11 protein-coding genes are annotated in these 13,885 nt (G+C 56.9%); all 11 read left to right on the top strand.

Annotated features, from left to right (window positions below):
- From ftsI to ftsA, 11 genes are read left to right on the top strand one after another with little or no spacing between them, the layout of a single operon-like run.
- Positions 1 to 1,767 carry a peptidoglycan glycosyltransferase FtsI gene (gene ftsI, locus DD597_RS06380; RefSeq protein ID WP_003856361.1) on the top strand — a complete coding sequence of 589 codons (1,767 nt, stop codon included), beginning with the start codon at positions 1 to 3 and terminating at the stop codon, positions 1,765 to 1,767.
- On the top strand, positions 1,754 to 3,241 hold the full coding sequence (gene murE, locus DD597_RS06375; RefSeq protein WP_003856358.1) for a UDP-N-acetylmuramoyl-L-alanyl-D-glutamate--2,6-diaminopimelate ligase: 1,488 nt from the start codon (positions 1,754 to 1,756) through the stop codon (positions 3,239 to 3,241). The genes ftsI and murE overlap by 14 nt, the downstream gene beginning before the upstream one ends.
- Positions 3,238 to 4,596, top strand: a complete 1,359-nt coding sequence (murF, locus tag DD597_RS06370) for a UDP-N-acetylmuramoyl-tripeptide--D-alanyl-D-alanine ligase (protein ID WP_045330949.1) — start codon at positions 3,238 to 3,240, stop codon at positions 4,594 to 4,596. Before murE ends, murF begins: the two co-directional genes overlap by 4 nt.
- A complete protein-coding gene (gene mraY / locus DD597_RS06365) occupies positions 4,590 to 5,672 on the top strand; it encodes a phospho-N-acetylmuramoyl-pentapeptide-transferase (RefSeq protein WP_003856353.1) in 1,083 nt (360 codons plus the stop codon). The genes murF and mraY overlap by 7 nt, the downstream gene beginning before the upstream one ends.
- Positions 5,673 to 5,674: 2 nt before the next feature.
- Positions 5,675 to 6,991: a UDP-N-acetylmuramoyl-L-alanine--D-glutamate ligase gene (murD, locus tag DD597_RS06360; protein ID WP_129256024.1), complete on the top strand. Its 1,317-nt coding sequence runs from the start codon at positions 5,675 to 5,677 to the stop codon at positions 6,989 to 6,991.
- Positions 6,991 to 8,235: a cell division protein FtsW gene (ftsW, locus tag DD597_RS06355; RefSeq protein WP_003856348.1), complete on the top strand. Its 1,245-nt coding sequence runs from the start codon at positions 6,991 to 6,993 to the stop codon at positions 8,233 to 8,235. The genes murD and ftsW overlap by 1 nt, the downstream gene beginning before the upstream one ends.
- Positions 8,232 to 9,296, top strand: coding sequence for an undecaprenyldiphospho-muramoylpentapeptide beta-N-acetylglucosaminyltransferase (murG, locus tag DD597_RS06350; protein WP_003856347.1), 1,065 nt, complete (start codon positions 8,232 to 8,234; stop codon positions 9,294 to 9,296). Before ftsW ends, murG begins: the two co-directional genes overlap by 4 nt.
- A gap of 59 nt (positions 9,297 to 9,355) precedes the next feature.
- Positions 9,356 to 10,831, top strand: a complete 1,476-nt coding sequence (gene murC, locus DD597_RS06345) for a UDP-N-acetylmuramate--L-alanine ligase (protein WP_003856345.1) — start codon at positions 9,356 to 9,358, stop codon at positions 10,829 to 10,831.
- Entirely contained in the window at positions 10,824 to 11,744 is a 921-nt protein-coding gene (locus DD597_RS06340; RefSeq protein WP_129256023.1) for a D-alanine--D-alanine ligase, read from the top strand. Before murC ends, DD597_RS06340 begins: the two co-directional genes overlap by 8 nt.
- A gap of 1 nt (position 11,745) precedes the next feature.
- A complete protein-coding gene (gene ftsQ / locus DD597_RS06335; protein ID WP_003856342.1) occupies positions 11,746 to 12,588 on the top strand; it encodes a cell division protein FtsQ in 843 nt (280 codons plus the stop codon).
- The gene (gene ftsA, locus DD597_RS06330) at positions 12,585 to 13,841 is read left to right on the top strand and encodes a cell division protein FtsA (RefSeq protein WP_003856340.1); all 1,257 of its coding nucleotides are present in this window, start codon (positions 12,585 to 12,587) and stop codon (positions 13,839 to 13,841) included. Before ftsQ ends, ftsA begins: the two co-directional genes overlap by 4 nt.
- The last annotated feature ends 44 nt before the right edge of the window (positions 13,842 to 13,885 follow it).

The raw sequence follows: 13,885 nt of genomic DNA, 5'->3' as shown, positions 1-13,885 counted from the left end.
ATGAAAGCAGCGGCAAAAACGCTAAAACCAAAACGCCAGGAAGAACAGGCCAACTTTGTCAGTTGGCGTTTTGCGTTGCTTTGCGGCTGCATTTTACTGGCGCTGGGTTTCCTGCTGGGACGCGTGGCGTGGCTACAAATCATCGCGCCTGACATGCTGGTGCGTCAGGGGGATATGCGTTCTCTGCGCGTGCAGGAAGTTTCTACCTCTCGTGGGATGATCACCGACCGCTCCGGCCGCCCGCTGGCGGTGAGCGTGCCGGTGAAGGCGATCTGGGCCGATCCGAAAGAGCTGCACGACGCAGGCGGGATCACCCTTGATAACCGCTGGAAGGCGCTCTCAGACGCGTTGAAAATGCCGCTGGATCAGCTGGCGTCACGCGTTAACGCCAACCCGAAAGGGCGCTTCATCTATCTTGCTCGTCAGGTGAACCCTGACATGGCTGACTACATTAAGAAACTGAAGCTGCCGGGCATTCATCTGCGGGAAGAATCCCGCCGTTACTATCCTTCCGGCGAAGTCACCGCGCACCTGATTGGCTTTACCAACGTGGATAGCCAGGGGATTGAGGGCGTTGAAAAAAGCTTCGACAAGTGGCTTACCGGCCAGCCTGGCGAGCGAATCGTGCGTAAAGACCGCTATGGTCGCGTCATTGAAGACATTTCCTCGACAGACAGCCAGGCCGCGCACAACCTGGCCCTGAGTATTGATGAACGCTTGCAGGCGCTGGTCTATCGTGAACTGAACAACGCCGTCGCGTTTAACAAGGCGGAATCGGGCAGCGCCGTGCTGGTGGATGTGGCGACAGGTGAAGTGCTGGCGATGGCCAGTAGCCCCTCATACAACCCGAATAATTTTGCCGGTACAGCAAAAGATGCAATGCGTAACCGCTCCATCACCGATGTGTTTGAACCCGGTTCGACCGTAAAACCCATGGTGGTGATGACGGCTCTACAGCGAGGCATCGTCAACGAAAATACCGTTCTGAATACGATCCCTTATCGAATTAACGGTCACGAAATCAAAGACGTGGCACGTTATAGCGAACTGACCCTGACCGGGGTCTTGCAGAAGTCGAGTAACGTCGGTGTGTCAAAACTGGCGTTAGCGATGCCGTCCTCAGCGTTAGTAGATACTTACTCACGTTTTGGGCTGGGAAAGGCGACCAATTTGGGGTTGGTCGGAGAACGCAGTGGCTTATATCCTCAAAAACAACGGTGGTCTGACATAGAGAGGGCCACCTTCTCTTTCGGCTACGGGCTAATGGTAACTCCCTTACAGTTAGCGCGAGTCTACGCAACGATTGGCAGCTATGGCATTTATCGTCCGCTGTCGATCACCAAAGTTGATCCACCGGTTCCGGGGGAACGTGTTTTCCCGGAATCTATCGTTCGTACCGTCGTGCATATGATGGAAAGCGTCGCGTTACCTGGCGGTGGCGGCGTGAAGGCCGCAATTAAGGGCTATCGTATCGCCATTAAAACTGGTACAGCGAAAAAAGTGGGGCCGGACGGCCGCTATATCAACAAATACATTGCCTATACCGCAGGCGTAGCGCCTGCAAGCAATCCGCGTTTTGCACTGGTGGTCGTCATCAACGATCCGCAGGCGGGTAAATACTACGGCGGCGCCGTCTCCGCGCCTGTGTTCGGGGCTATTATGGGCGGCGTGTTGCGCACCATGAACATTGAACCGGATGCGCTGGCGACGGGCGAAAAAAGTGAATTTGTAATTAATCAAGGCGAGGGAACAGGTGGCAGATCGTAATTTGCGCGACCTTCTTGCTCCGTGGGTGCCTATGCTACCTGCGCGAGCACTGCGAGAGATGGTACTGGACAGCCGCGTAGCGGCTTCTGGCGATCTTTTTGTGGCAGTGGTGGGTCATCAGGCGGACGGGCGTCGTTATATCCCGCAGGCGATTGCGCAAGGTGTTGCTGCCATTATTGCTGAGGCCAAAGATGAGGCAACAGACGGTGAGATCCGTGAAATGCACGGCGTGCCGGTCATCTATCTCAGCCAGCTGAATGAGCGTCTCTCCGCGCTGGCAGGACGTTTTTACAACGAACCTTCCGACCAGTTACAGCTGGTTGGCGTGACAGGAACCAACGGAAAAACCACCACCACTCAGCTGATGGCGCAGTGGGCGCAGCTGCTGGGCGAAACCGGTGCCGTCATGGGCACGGTGGGGAACGGTCTTCTGGGCAAAGTAAGCCCGACGGAAAACACTACAGGCTCGGCGGTTGACGTGCAGCGTGTGCTGGCGGGCCTCGCTGAGCAGGGGGCGACCTTCGCTGCGATGGAAGTCTCTTCCCATGGTCTGGTACAACATCGCGTGGCGGCCCTGAAATTTGCTGCCTCTGTCTTTACTAACCTGAGCCGCGATCACCTTGATTATCATGGTGATATGGAGCACTACGAAGCGGCGAAATGGCTGCTTTATTCCACTCACCACCACGGGCAGGCGATCATTAACGCCGACGACGAAGTCGGTCGCCGCTGGCTGGAAAAACTGCCAGATGCGGTGGCGGTGTCGATGGAAGATCGCATTAATCCGAACTGCCGCGGCCGCTGGCTGAAGGCGGTCGAGGTGAACTACCACGATAGTGGGGCGACGATCCGCTTCGCTTCCATCTGGGGCGAAGGTGAAATTGAAAGCCGCCTGATGGGGGCCTTTAACGTCAGTAACCTGCTGCTGGCGCTGGCGACGCTGCTGGCGCTGGGTTACCCGATGGCGGATCTGCTGAAAACGGCTGAGCGTTTGCAACCGGTCTGTGGCCGCATGGAAGTGTTTAGCGCGCCGGGCAAGCCGACGGTGGTTGTGGATTACGCCCACACGCCGGATGCGCTGGAAAAAGCGCTGGAAGCGGCGCGTCTGCACTGCGCTGGCAAGCTCTGGTGCGTGTTTGGCTGCGGTGGCGATCGCGACAAGGGCAAACGTCCGCTGATGGGCGCCATCGCTGAGCAGTTCGCGGATATTCCCGTGGTAACCGATGACAACCCGCGTACCGAAGAGCCGCGGGCCATTATCAACGACATTCTGGCGGGCATGCTGGATGCGGGACGTGCGCGCGTGGTCGAAGGCCGTGCGGAGGCCGTGACTAACGCCATTATGCAGGCGCAGGAGAACGATGTGGTTCTGCTGGCCGGTAAAGGTCATGAAGATTATCAGATTGTCGGCAATCGTCGTCTGGATTACTCCGACCGCGTGACGGCAGCGCGTCTGCTGGGAGTGGTGGCATGATTAGCATTACGTTAAGCCAGGCCGCTGCGGTATTGCAGGGGATGCTGCATGGTCAGGATCTGACCATCGAGGCTGTAACCACCGACACCCGTAAGGTGACGGCGGGCTGCCTGTTTGTGGCGCTGAAGGGTGAACGTTTTGACGCCCACGATTTTGCGCAACAGGCTAAAGATAACGGCGCGGGCGCGCTGCTGGTCAGTCGTAAGCTCGATATCGATTTGCCGCAGATTGTGGTGAAAGATACGCGCCTGGCGTTTGGCGAGCTGGCGGCATGGGTTCGCCAGCAGGTGCCAACACGCGTCGTGGCACTGACGGGCTCGTCGGGCAAAACCTCCGTTAAAGAGATGACGGCGGCGATCCTTAGCCAGTGCGGTAACACGCTTTATACGGCGGGCAACCTTAATAATGACATCGGTGTGCCGATGACGCTGCTGCGCCTGACCCACGAGCATGAATATGCGGTGATTGAGTTAGGGGCTAACCATCAGGGCGAAATCGCCTGGACCGTGAGCCTGACCCGTCCGGAAGCGGCGCTGGTGAATAACCTGGCGGCGGCACATCTTGAAGGTTTTGGTTCTCTGGCCGGTGTGGCGAAAGCGAAAGGTGAAATTTATACCGGCCTGCCGGATGACGGCATCGCCATTATGAATGCCGATAACAACGACTGGCTGAACTGGCAGAGCATCATTGGTTCACGTAAAACCTGGCGCTTCTCACCGAATGCGGCAAACAGTGATTTTTCGGCGACCAACATTCATGTGACGTCACACGGTACCGAGTTCACCCTCACAACCCCAACGGGCGACATCGACGTGCTGCTGCCCCTGCCGGGTCGTCATAACATCGCCAATGCGCTTGCTGCGGCAGCGCTCTCAATGGCGGTAGGTGCCTCACACGCGGCGATTAAAGCAGGTCTGGCAAATTTAAAAGCCGTGCCGGGGCGTCTGTTCCCGATCCAGCTGGCTGAAAACAAGCTCCTGCTGGATGACTCCTACAACGCTAACGTTGGCTCAATGACGGCGGCCGTGCAGGTCTTGTCTGAAATGCCGGGCTATCGCGTGATGGTTGTGGGCGATATGGCCGAGCTGGGTGATGAAAGCGAAGCCTGCCATATTCAGGTGGGTGAAGCGGCGAAAGCCGCCGGGCTTGACCGCGTATTGAGCGCAGGCCCGCTGAGCAAGGCCATTTCCGATGCCAGTGAAGTTGGCGAACATTTTGCCGATAAATCTGCACTGATCGAACGCCTGAAGGCATTGATTACAGAAAAACAGATTGTGACTGTTTTAGTTAAAGGTTCACGTAGTGCCGCCATGGAAGAGGTTGTGCACGCATTACAGGAGAACGGGACATGTTAGTTTGGCTGGCCGAACATTTGGTCAAATATTACTCAGGCTTTAACGTCTTTTCCTATCTGACGTTTCGTGCCATCGTCAGCCTGCTGACTGCGCTGTTCATCTCGCTGTGGATGGGCCCGCGCATGATTGCCCGTCTGCAAAAACTCTCTTTCGGCCAGGTTGTGCGCAACGACGGTCCGGAATCGCACTTCAGCAAGCGGGGTACGCCGACCATGGGCGGGATCATGATCCTGACCGCGATTGTGGTGTCCGTGCTGCTGTGGGCGTATCCGTCTAACCCCTACGTCTGGTGCGTGCTGACCGTTCTGGTTGGCTACGGGATCATCGGTTTTGTTGATGACTACCGCAAAGTCGTACGCAAAGACACCAAAGGTTTGATCGCCCGCTGGAAGTATTTCTGGATGTCGGTGATTGCGCTGGGCGTGGCCTTTGCCCTTTACCTGGCAGGAAAAGACACCCCGGCTACCGAGCTGGTGGTGCCGTTCTTCAAAGACGTGATGCCGCAGCTGGGGCTGTTCTACATTTTGCTGGCTTACTTTGTGATCGTCGGTACCGGCAACGCCGTCAACCTGACCGATGGTCTGGATGGCCTGGCCATCATGCCAACCGTGTTTGTCGCGGGCGGTTTTGCGCTGGTAGCCTGGGCGACCGGTAACATGAACTTTGCAAATTACCTGCACATTCCGTACCTGCGACACGCGGGGGAACTGGTGATCGTCTGTACGGCGATTGTCGGGGCGGGGCTGGGCTTCCTGTGGTTCAACACCTATCCGGCGCAGGTCTTTATGGGCGACGTCGGTTCACTGGCGCTGGGCGGCGCACTGGGTATTATCGCCGTGCTGCTGCGTCAGGAGTTCCTGCTGGTAATCATGGGCGGTGTGTTTGTGGTTGAGACGCTGTCGGTGATTTTGCAGGTCGGTTCCTTCAAGCTGCGCGGTCAGCGCATCTTCCGTATGGCACCGATTCACCACCACTATGAACTGAAAGGCTGGCCGGAGCCGCGCGTCATTGTGCGCTTCTGGATTATTTCGCTGATGCTGGTGCTGATTGGCCTGGCAACGCTGAAGGTACGTTAATCATGGCAGATTACCAGGGCAAAAAAGTCGTTATCATCGGGTTGGGCCTCACCGGCCTCTCCTGCGTGGACTTTTTCCTTGCGCGTGGCGTGACGCCGCGCGTGATGGATACGCGCGTCTCTCCGCCGGGTCTGGACAAGCTGCCGGAGCAGGTTGAACGCCACCTGGGTGGTCTGAATGATGAGTGGCTGCTGGCCGCCGATCTGATTGTTGCCAGCCCCGGTATGGCGCTGGCGCATCCTTCCCTGAGCGCCGCCGCGGATGCAGGCGTTGAGATTGTCGGCGATATCGAACTGTTCTGCCGGGAGGCGCAGGCGCCGATCGTCGCCATTACCGGTTCGAACGGTAAAAGCACCGTCACCACGCTGGTGGGGGAAATGGCGAAGGCGGCGGGCAAAAATGTCGGCGTGGGCGGTAACATTGGTCTGCCCGCTCTGATGTTGCTTGATAAAGGGTGCGAGCTGTTCGTCCTTGAGCTTTCCAGCTTCCAGCTGGAAAACACTTCAAGCCTGCATGCGGCGGCGGCGACGATCTTAAACGTCACCGAAGATCATATGGACAGATACCCGTTCGGCTTGCAGCAATACCGTGCGGCCAAACTGCGCGTTTATGAAAATGCCAAAGTTTGCGTGGTGAATGCCGATGATGCACTCACCATGCCGGTGCGCGGCGCAGACGATCGCTGCATTAGCTTTGGTATTAATATGGGTGACTATCACCTTAACCGTCAGCAGGGCGAAACCTGGCTGCGGGTGAAAGGTGAGAAAGTGCTGAACGTGAAAGAGATGATGCTCTCCGGCCAGCATAACTACACCAATGCCCTGGCGGCGCTGGCGCTGGCGGATGCCGTTGGCCTGCCGCGATCTTCAAGCCTGAAGGCGCTGACCACCTTTACCGGCCTGGCGCACCGGTTCCAGCTTGCGCTGGAGCACAACGGCGTACGCTGGATTAACGATTCCAAAGCGACCAACGTGGGTAGCACCGAGGCGGCACTGAACGGTCTGCACGTTGATGGCACGCTGCACCTGCTGCTGGGCGGCGACGGTAAATCGGCTGACTTCTCCTCGCTGAAGCAGTACCTCAACGGTGATAACGTGCGCCTGTATTGCTTTGGCCGCGATGGTAGCGAGCTGGCGGCGTTGCGTCCTGAGGTCGCCGAGCAAACCGAGACCATGGAGCAGGCGATGCGTCTTATTGCCCCACGCGTGAAGCCCGGCGATATGGTGCTGCTCTCACCAGCCTGTGCCAGCCTCGATCAATTCAAGAATTTCGAACAGCGGGGTGATGTCTTTACCCGCCTGGCGAAGGAGTTAGGCTGATGCGTTTATCTCTCCCTCGCCTGAAAATGCCGCGCCTGCCAGGATTTGGTATCCTGGTATGGCTGTTTACGGCGCTGAAAGGCTGGGTGATGGCTTCACGGGATAAAGATTCCGACAGCCTGATCATGTACGACCGCACGCTGTTCTGGCTCACGCTGGGGCTGGCAGCGATCGGCTTTATTATGGTCACCTCGGCGTCAATGCCTGTCGGACAGCGTCTGGCAAACGACCCGTTCCTGTTTGCCAAGCGTGACGGGCTTTACATCATTCTCGCGTTCTGCCTGGCGCTGATCACCTTACGCCTGCCAATGTCGTTCTGGCAGCGGCACAGTACGGCCATGCTCATCGCCTCAATCATCATGCTGTTGATCGTGCTGGTTGTCGGGAGCTCCGTTAACGGGGCATCACGCTGGATTGCCTTTGGCCCACTGCGTATTCAGCCGGCGGAGTTCACCAAACTGTCGTTGTTCTGCTACCTGGCTAACTACCTGGTGCGTAAAGTTGACGAAGTCCGTAACAACCTTCGCGGCTTCTTAAAACCGATGGGCGTGATTCTGGTCCTCGCGATCCTGCTGCTGGCGCAGCCCGACCTCGGTACGGTAGTCGTACTGTTTGTCACTACGCTGGCGATGCTGTTCCTGGCGGGCGCAAAACTGTGGCAGTTCATTGCCATCATCGGGATGGGGATTTCGGCGGTGGTGCTGCTGATCCTCGCCGAACCCTACCGTATCCGCCGTGTGACCTCGTTCTGGAACCCATGGGAAGATCCGTTCGGCAGCGGTTACCAGCTGACGCAGTCGCTGATGGCGTTTGGCCGCGGCGAAGTCTGGGGCCAAGGCCTGGGCAACTCGGTGCAAAAACTGGAGTATTTACCGGAGGCGCACACCGACTTCATCTTCTCCATTATTGGGGAAGAACTGGGTTATATCGGTGTGGTATTGGCGCTATTAATGGTATTCTTCGTCGCTTTCCGCGCCATGTCGATTGGCCGGAAAGCGCTGGAGATCGATCACCGCTTCTCCGGTTTCCTGGCCTGCTCTATTGGTATCTGGTTTAGCTTCCAGGCACTGGTAAACGTTGGGGCGGCAGCGGGTATGTTGCCGACTAAAGGTCTGACGTTACCGTTGATCAGTTATGGTGGTTCGAGTCTGTTGATCATGTCGACGGCCATCATGTTTTTGTTACGCATAGATTATGAAACGCGTCTGGAGAAAGCTCAGGCGTTTACACGAGGTTCACGATGAATCAACCGAAGCGGTTAATGGTGATGGCAGGCGGTACCGGTGGACACGTGTTCCCGGGGCTGGCGGTTGCGCACCATTTAATGGAACAGGGCTGGCAGGTACGCTGGCTGGGAACCGCAGACCGCATGGAAGCCGACCTGGTACCTAAGCACGGTATCGAGATCGACTTTATTCGTATTTCTGGCCTTCGTGGCAAAGGGATCAAGGCGCTGCTGCTGGCGCCGGTGCGCATTTTCAATGCCTGGCGTCAGGCGCGCGCCATCATGAAGCGCTTTAAGCCTGACGTCGTTCTGGGCATGGGCGGTTACGTTTCCGGCCCTGGCGGACTGGCGGCGTGGTCATTAGGGATTCCCGTTGTTCTGCATGAGCAGAACGGTATTGCCGGTTTGACCAACAAATGGCTGGCAAAAATAGCCACCAAAGTTATGCAGGCCTTCCCCGGGGCATTCCCGAAAGCGGATGTCGTAGGGAATCCGGTACGTGTGGACGTGCTGGCGCTGGCGCTGCCAGATACGCGTCTGGCGGGTCGTGAAGGGCCGGTGCGGGTGCTGGTCGTCGGCGGTTCCCAGGGCGCGCGTATTTTAAACCAGACGATGCCGCAGGTTGCGGCAAAACTGGGTGATGCAGTGACCATCTGGCACCAGAGCGGGAAGGGCGCTCAGCAGACCGTTGAGCAGGCCTACGCGCAGGAAGGTCAGCCGCAGCATAAAGTAACTGAATTTATTGATGATATGGCCGCAGCCTATGCATGGGCCGATGTCGTGGTCTGTCGCTCGGGCGCGCTGACGGTGAGCGAAATCGCCGCCGCCGGTTTACCGGCGCTGTTTGTGCCGTTCCAGCACAAAGATCGACAGCAGTACTGGAATGCGCTGCCGCTTGAAAAAGCGGGTGCCGCGAAGATTTTTGAGCAGCCACAATTTACCGCTGATGCGGTCGCCACTACCCTGGCGGGCTGGAACCGGGATGTATTACTGGAGATGGCGCAACGCGCACGCGCGACCGCTATCCCGGATGCAACGGAACGGGTGGCAAAAGAAGTGAGCCTGGCAGCCCAGGCATAATTCTCGCAGCGCGTGTTGCGCTGCACGATTTTTTTGAAGTAGTCGATGGCGTTTAGAGAATGAATACACAACAACTGGCAAAACTGCGTTCTATCGTGCCCGAGATGCGTCGCGTCCGGCACATTCACTTTGTCGGCATCGGTGGTGCTGGCATGGGCGGTATTGCCGAAGTGTTAGCTAACGAAGGCTATCAGATCAGCGGGTCTGACCTGGCGCCAAACCCTGTTACGCAGCAGCTGGCGTCGCTGGGGGCGACTATCTATTTCAATCATCGCCCGGAAAACGTGAGCGATGCGAGCGTGGTTGTGGTGTCCAGCGCTATCTCCGCGGATAACCCGGAAATCGTTGCGGCGCATGAGGCGCGCATTCCGGTGATCCGTCGCGCGGAAATGCTGGCGGAACTGATGCGTTTCCGTCACGGCATTGCGGTGGCCGGCACGCACGGTAAAACCACCACAACAGCGATGGTCTCCAGCATTTATGCGGAAGCGGGTCTCGACCCGACGTTCGTTAACGGTGGTCTGGTGAAAGCCGCTGGCGTGCATGCGCGTCTGGGCCATAGCCGTTATCTGATTGCGGAAGCGGATGAGAGCGACGCGTCGTTCCTGCATCTACAGCCGATGGTGGCGATCGTCACCAACATCGAAGCTGACCATATGGACACTTACCAGGGTGACTTCGAGAACTTAAAGCAGACCTTTATTAACTTCCTGCACAACCTGCCGTTCTATGGCCGTGCGGTGATGTGCGTGGACGATCCGGTTATTCGCGAACTGCTGCCGCGCGTCGGGCGTCAAATTACGACCTACGGCTTCAGCGAAGACGCGGATGTACGCGTAGAAGATTACAAACAGATCGGTGCGCAGGGGCATTTCACCCTCGCGCGTCAGGATAAAGACCTGCTGCATGTCACCCTGAACGCGCCGGGACGTCACAACGCCCTGAATGCGGCGGCGGCGGTGGCTGTTGCGACAGAAGAAGGCATTGACGATGAAGCGATCCTGCGTGCACTGGAGAGCTTCCAGGGGACGGGCCGTCGTTTCGACTTCCTCGGTGAATTCCCACTGGAGCCGGTAAACGGTAAGCCAGGGTCTGCGATGCTGGTGGATGACTACGGTCACCATCCGACGGAAGTGGACGCAACCATCAAAGCGGCACGTGCGGGTTGGCCGGAAAAGAATCTGGTCATGATCTTCCAGCCGCACCGTTACACGCGTACCCGCGATCTGTATGACGATTTTGCCAACGTCCTTTCTCAGGTTGATACCCTGCTGATGCTGGATGTTTATGCTGCGGGTGAAACGCCGATTCCGGGTGCGGACAGTCGTTCTTTATGTCGTACCATCCGTGGACGCGGTAAAGTGGATCCTATTCTGGTTCCCGACCCGGCGCAGGTGGCTGAAATGCTTGCCCCGGTCCTGACGGGTAACGATCTGATCCTGATTCAGGGCGCGGGAAATATCGGCAAAATCGCCCGTACCTTAGCTGAAATCAAACTGAAGCCGCAAACTCAGGAGGACGAGCGTCATGGCTGATAAGATTGCTGTCCTGTTTGGCGGCACTTCCGCCGAACGCGAGGTTTCTCTGAATTCGGGCGCTGCCGTGCTGGCGGGCCTGCGTGAAGGTGGCATGGACGCGCATCCGGTTGATCCGAAAGAGGTGGACGTCACGCAGCTGAAAGCGATGGGCTTCGATAAAGCCTTCATCGCGTTGCACGGCCGCGGTGGTGAAGACGGCACGTTGCAGGGGCTGCTGGAGCTGATCGGTATACCGTACACCGGCAGCGGCGTGATGGCATCCGCCATCTCCATGGATAAACTGCGCAGCAAACTGCTGTGGCAGGGCGCGGGCCTGCCCGTTGCGCCATGGGTTGCACTGACGCGTCGTGAATATGAATTGGGTCTGTCGGACAGCGTTAATACACGCATTGCGGCACTGGGCTTACCGGTTATTGTGAAGCCGAGCCGTGAAGGGTCGAGCGTGGGAATGTCCAAAGTCGATAAAGCTGTAGATTTGGCTGACGCTTTAGCACTGGCATTTCAACATGATGAAGAAGTTCTGATTGAAAAATGGCTTAGCGGGCCGGAATTTACCGTCGCGATGCTTGGCGAAGAAATTTTACCGTCAATTCGCATCCAACCCGCCGGAGTCTTCTATGATTATGAGGCGAAGTATCTCTCTGATGAGACGCAATATTTCTGCCCAGCGGGTCTTGAAGCAGAGCGTGAGGCCGAATTACAGTCTCTGGTGCTTAAAGCCTGGAATGTGCTGGGATGTCGTGGCTGGGGACGCATTGACGTGATGCTTGACGGTGACGGGCAATTTTATCTGCTGGAAGCAAACACGTCTCCGGGTATGACCAGCCATAGCCTTGTGCCGATGGCGGCGCGTCAGGCGGGAATGAGCTTCACGCAGTTAGTCGTACGTATTCTGGACCAGGCGGGCTGATATGTCTCAGGCTGCATTGAACACGCGCAACCGCGATGACGAAGAAGAATATTCCTCTTCGCGCCGGAGTAATGGAACGCGTCTTGCAGGGATCATCTTCCTGCTCGGGGTGCTGTGCACCGTGTTTATCAGCGGCTGGATGGTGCTGGGCTGGATGGAAGATGCGCAGCGGTTGCCGCTTTCAAAGCTGGTGGTGACCGGGGAGCGACACTACACGCGTAACGATGATATTCGCCAGTCGATTCTGGCGCTTGGGTCGCCTGGCACCTTTATGACGCAGGACGTCAACATTATTCAGAGTCAGATTGAACGTCTGCCGTGGATAAAACAGGCAAGTGTCAGAAAGCAATGGCCTGATGAATTGAAGATTCATCTGGTTGAATATGTGCCGATTGCGCGTTGGAATGATCAGCATATGGTTGATGTAGACGGAAATTCGTTCAGCGTCCCGAGCGATCGTGTCAACAAGCAGAATTTACCGATGTTGTATGGGCCGGAAGGCAGCGAAAACGAAGTATTGCAGGGTTTTCGTGAGATGGGGCAGGTGCTGGCTAAGGATCGCTTTACGTTAAAAGATGCTGCGATGACGGCGCGCCGTTCCTGGCAGTTGACCTTAACGAATGGCATCAAGCTCAACCTTGGCCGCGGCGATACAATGAAACGTCTGGCGCGTTTTGTCGAACTTTACCCGGTTTTACAGCAGCAGGCGCAGACGGATGGCAAACGGATAAGCTACGTTGATTTGCGCTATGACTCAGGCGCAGCAGTCGGTTGGGAGCCGGCTCCGGTCGAGGAACCTAATCAGCAACAAAATCAGGCACAGGTACAGGCAGAACAACAATGATCAAGTCGACGGACAGAAAATTGGTAGTAGGACTGGAGATTGGCACCGCGAAGGTTGCCGCTTTGGTAGGGGAAGTTCTGCCCGACGGTATGGTCAATATCATTGGCGTGGGCAGCTGCCCCTCCCGTGGTATGGATAAAGGTGGGGTAAACGACCTTGAGTCGGTGGTGAAATGCGTTCAGCGCGCCATCGACCAGGCTGAATTGATGGCAGATTGCCAAATTTCCTCTGTCTATCTGGCCCTTTCTGGTAAGCATATCAGCTGCCAGAATGAAATCGGTATGGTGCCGATTTCCGAAGAAGAAGTGACGCAGGAAGACGTTGAGAACGTTGTCCACACGGCGAAATCCGTGCGTGTTCGCGACGAGCACCGTGTGCTGCATGTGATCCCGCAGGAATACGCGATCGACTACCAGGAAGGCATCAAGAATCCGGTCGGTCTGTCGGGCGTGCGTATGCAGGCAAAAGTGCACCTGATCACATGTCACAACGATATGGCGAAGAACATTGTAAAAGCCGTTGAACGTTGTGGCCTGAAAGTTGACCAACTCATTTTCGCCGGACTTGCCGCGAGCTATTCCGTGCTGACCGAAGACGAACGTGAACTGGGCGTCTGTGTGGTCGATATTGGTGGTGGTACAATGGACATGGCTGTCTATACCGGCGGTGCGTTACGCCACACCAAAGTGATCCCGTACGCAGGGAACGTCGTGACCAGCGATATTGCTTACGCTTTTGGTACGCCACCGAGCGATGCAGAGGCGATTAAAGTGCGCCATGGTTGCGCGCTGGGCTCTATCGTCGGCAAAGACGAGAGCGTTGAAGTGCCGAGCGTAGGCGGTCGACCGCCGCGCAGCCTGCAACGCCAGACGCTGGCAGAGGTAATTGAGCCGCGTTATACCGAGCTGCTCAACCTGGTCAACGAAGAGATTTTGCAGTTACAGGAACAGCTTCGCCAGCAGGGTGTGAAACATCATCTCGCGGCGGGGATTGTATTAACCGGCGGGGCAGCGCAAATTGAAGGTCTTGCGGCCTGCGCTCAGCGCGTGTTCCATACGCAGGTGCGTATCGGTGCGCCGCTGAATATCACCGGTTTAACGGATTATGCCCAGGAGCCGTACTATTCAACGGCGGTGGGCCTGCTGCACTACGGGAAAGAGTCCCATTTAAGTGGTGAGGCAGAGGTGGAAAAACGCGTCTCGGTGGGGTCGTGGGTCAAACGACTTAACACCTGGCTGCGAAAAGAATTTTAATTTTTTTAAGAGACCGGAGAGAATTAGCGGTCTCGGGCGACAGG

It is taken from the genome of Enterobacter cloacae complex sp. 677-3DZ2D5B, assembly GCF_004136695.1.
GTDB classification, from domain to species: Bacteria; Pseudomonadota; Gammaproteobacteria; order Enterobacterales; family Enterobacteriaceae; genus Enterobacter; species Enterobacter hormaechei_C.
Note: the sequence above shows the minus strand (reverse complement) of the source record. Positions and strands in the feature narration are given on the sequence as shown.

What these genes read in the sequence shown, in the direction of transcription:
- ftsI (WP_003856361.1), top strand. Translation starts at nt 1, where the DNA reads ATGAAAGCAGCGGCAAAAACGCTAAAACCAAAACGCCAGGAAGAACAG.
- murF (WP_045330949.1), top strand. Translation starts at nt 3,238, where the DNA reads ATGATTAGCATTACGTTAAGCCAGGCCGCTGCGGTATTGCAGGGGATG.
- mraY (WP_003856353.1), top strand. Translation starts at nt 4,590, where the DNA reads ATGTTAGTTTGGCTGGCCGAACATTTGGTCAAATATTACTCAGGCTTT.
- murD (WP_129256024.1), top strand. Translation starts at nt 5,675, where the DNA reads ATGGCAGATTACCAGGGCAAAAAAGTCGTTATCATCGGGTTGGGCCTC.
- ftsW (WP_003856348.1), top strand. Translation starts at nt 6,991, where the DNA reads ATGCGTTTATCTCTCCCTCGCCTGAAAATGCCGCGCCTGCCAGGATTT.
- murG (WP_003856347.1), top strand. Translation starts at nt 8,232, where the DNA reads ATGAATCAACCGAAGCGGTTAATGGTGATGGCAGGCGGTACCGGTGGA.
- murC (WP_003856345.1), top strand. Translation starts at nt 9,356, where the DNA reads ATGAATACACAACAACTGGCAAAACTGCGTTCTATCGTGCCCGAGATG.
- DD597_RS06340 (WP_129256023.1), top strand. Translation starts at nt 10,824, where the DNA reads ATGGCTGATAAGATTGCTGTCCTGTTTGGCGGCACTTCCGCCGAACGC.
- ftsQ (WP_003856342.1), top strand. Translation starts at nt 11,746, where the DNA reads ATGTCTCAGGCTGCATTGAACACGCGCAACCGCGATGACGAAGAAGAA.
- ftsA (WP_003856340.1), top strand. Translation starts at nt 12,585, where the DNA reads ATGATCAAGTCGACGGACAGAAAATTGGTAGTAGGACTGGAGATTGGC.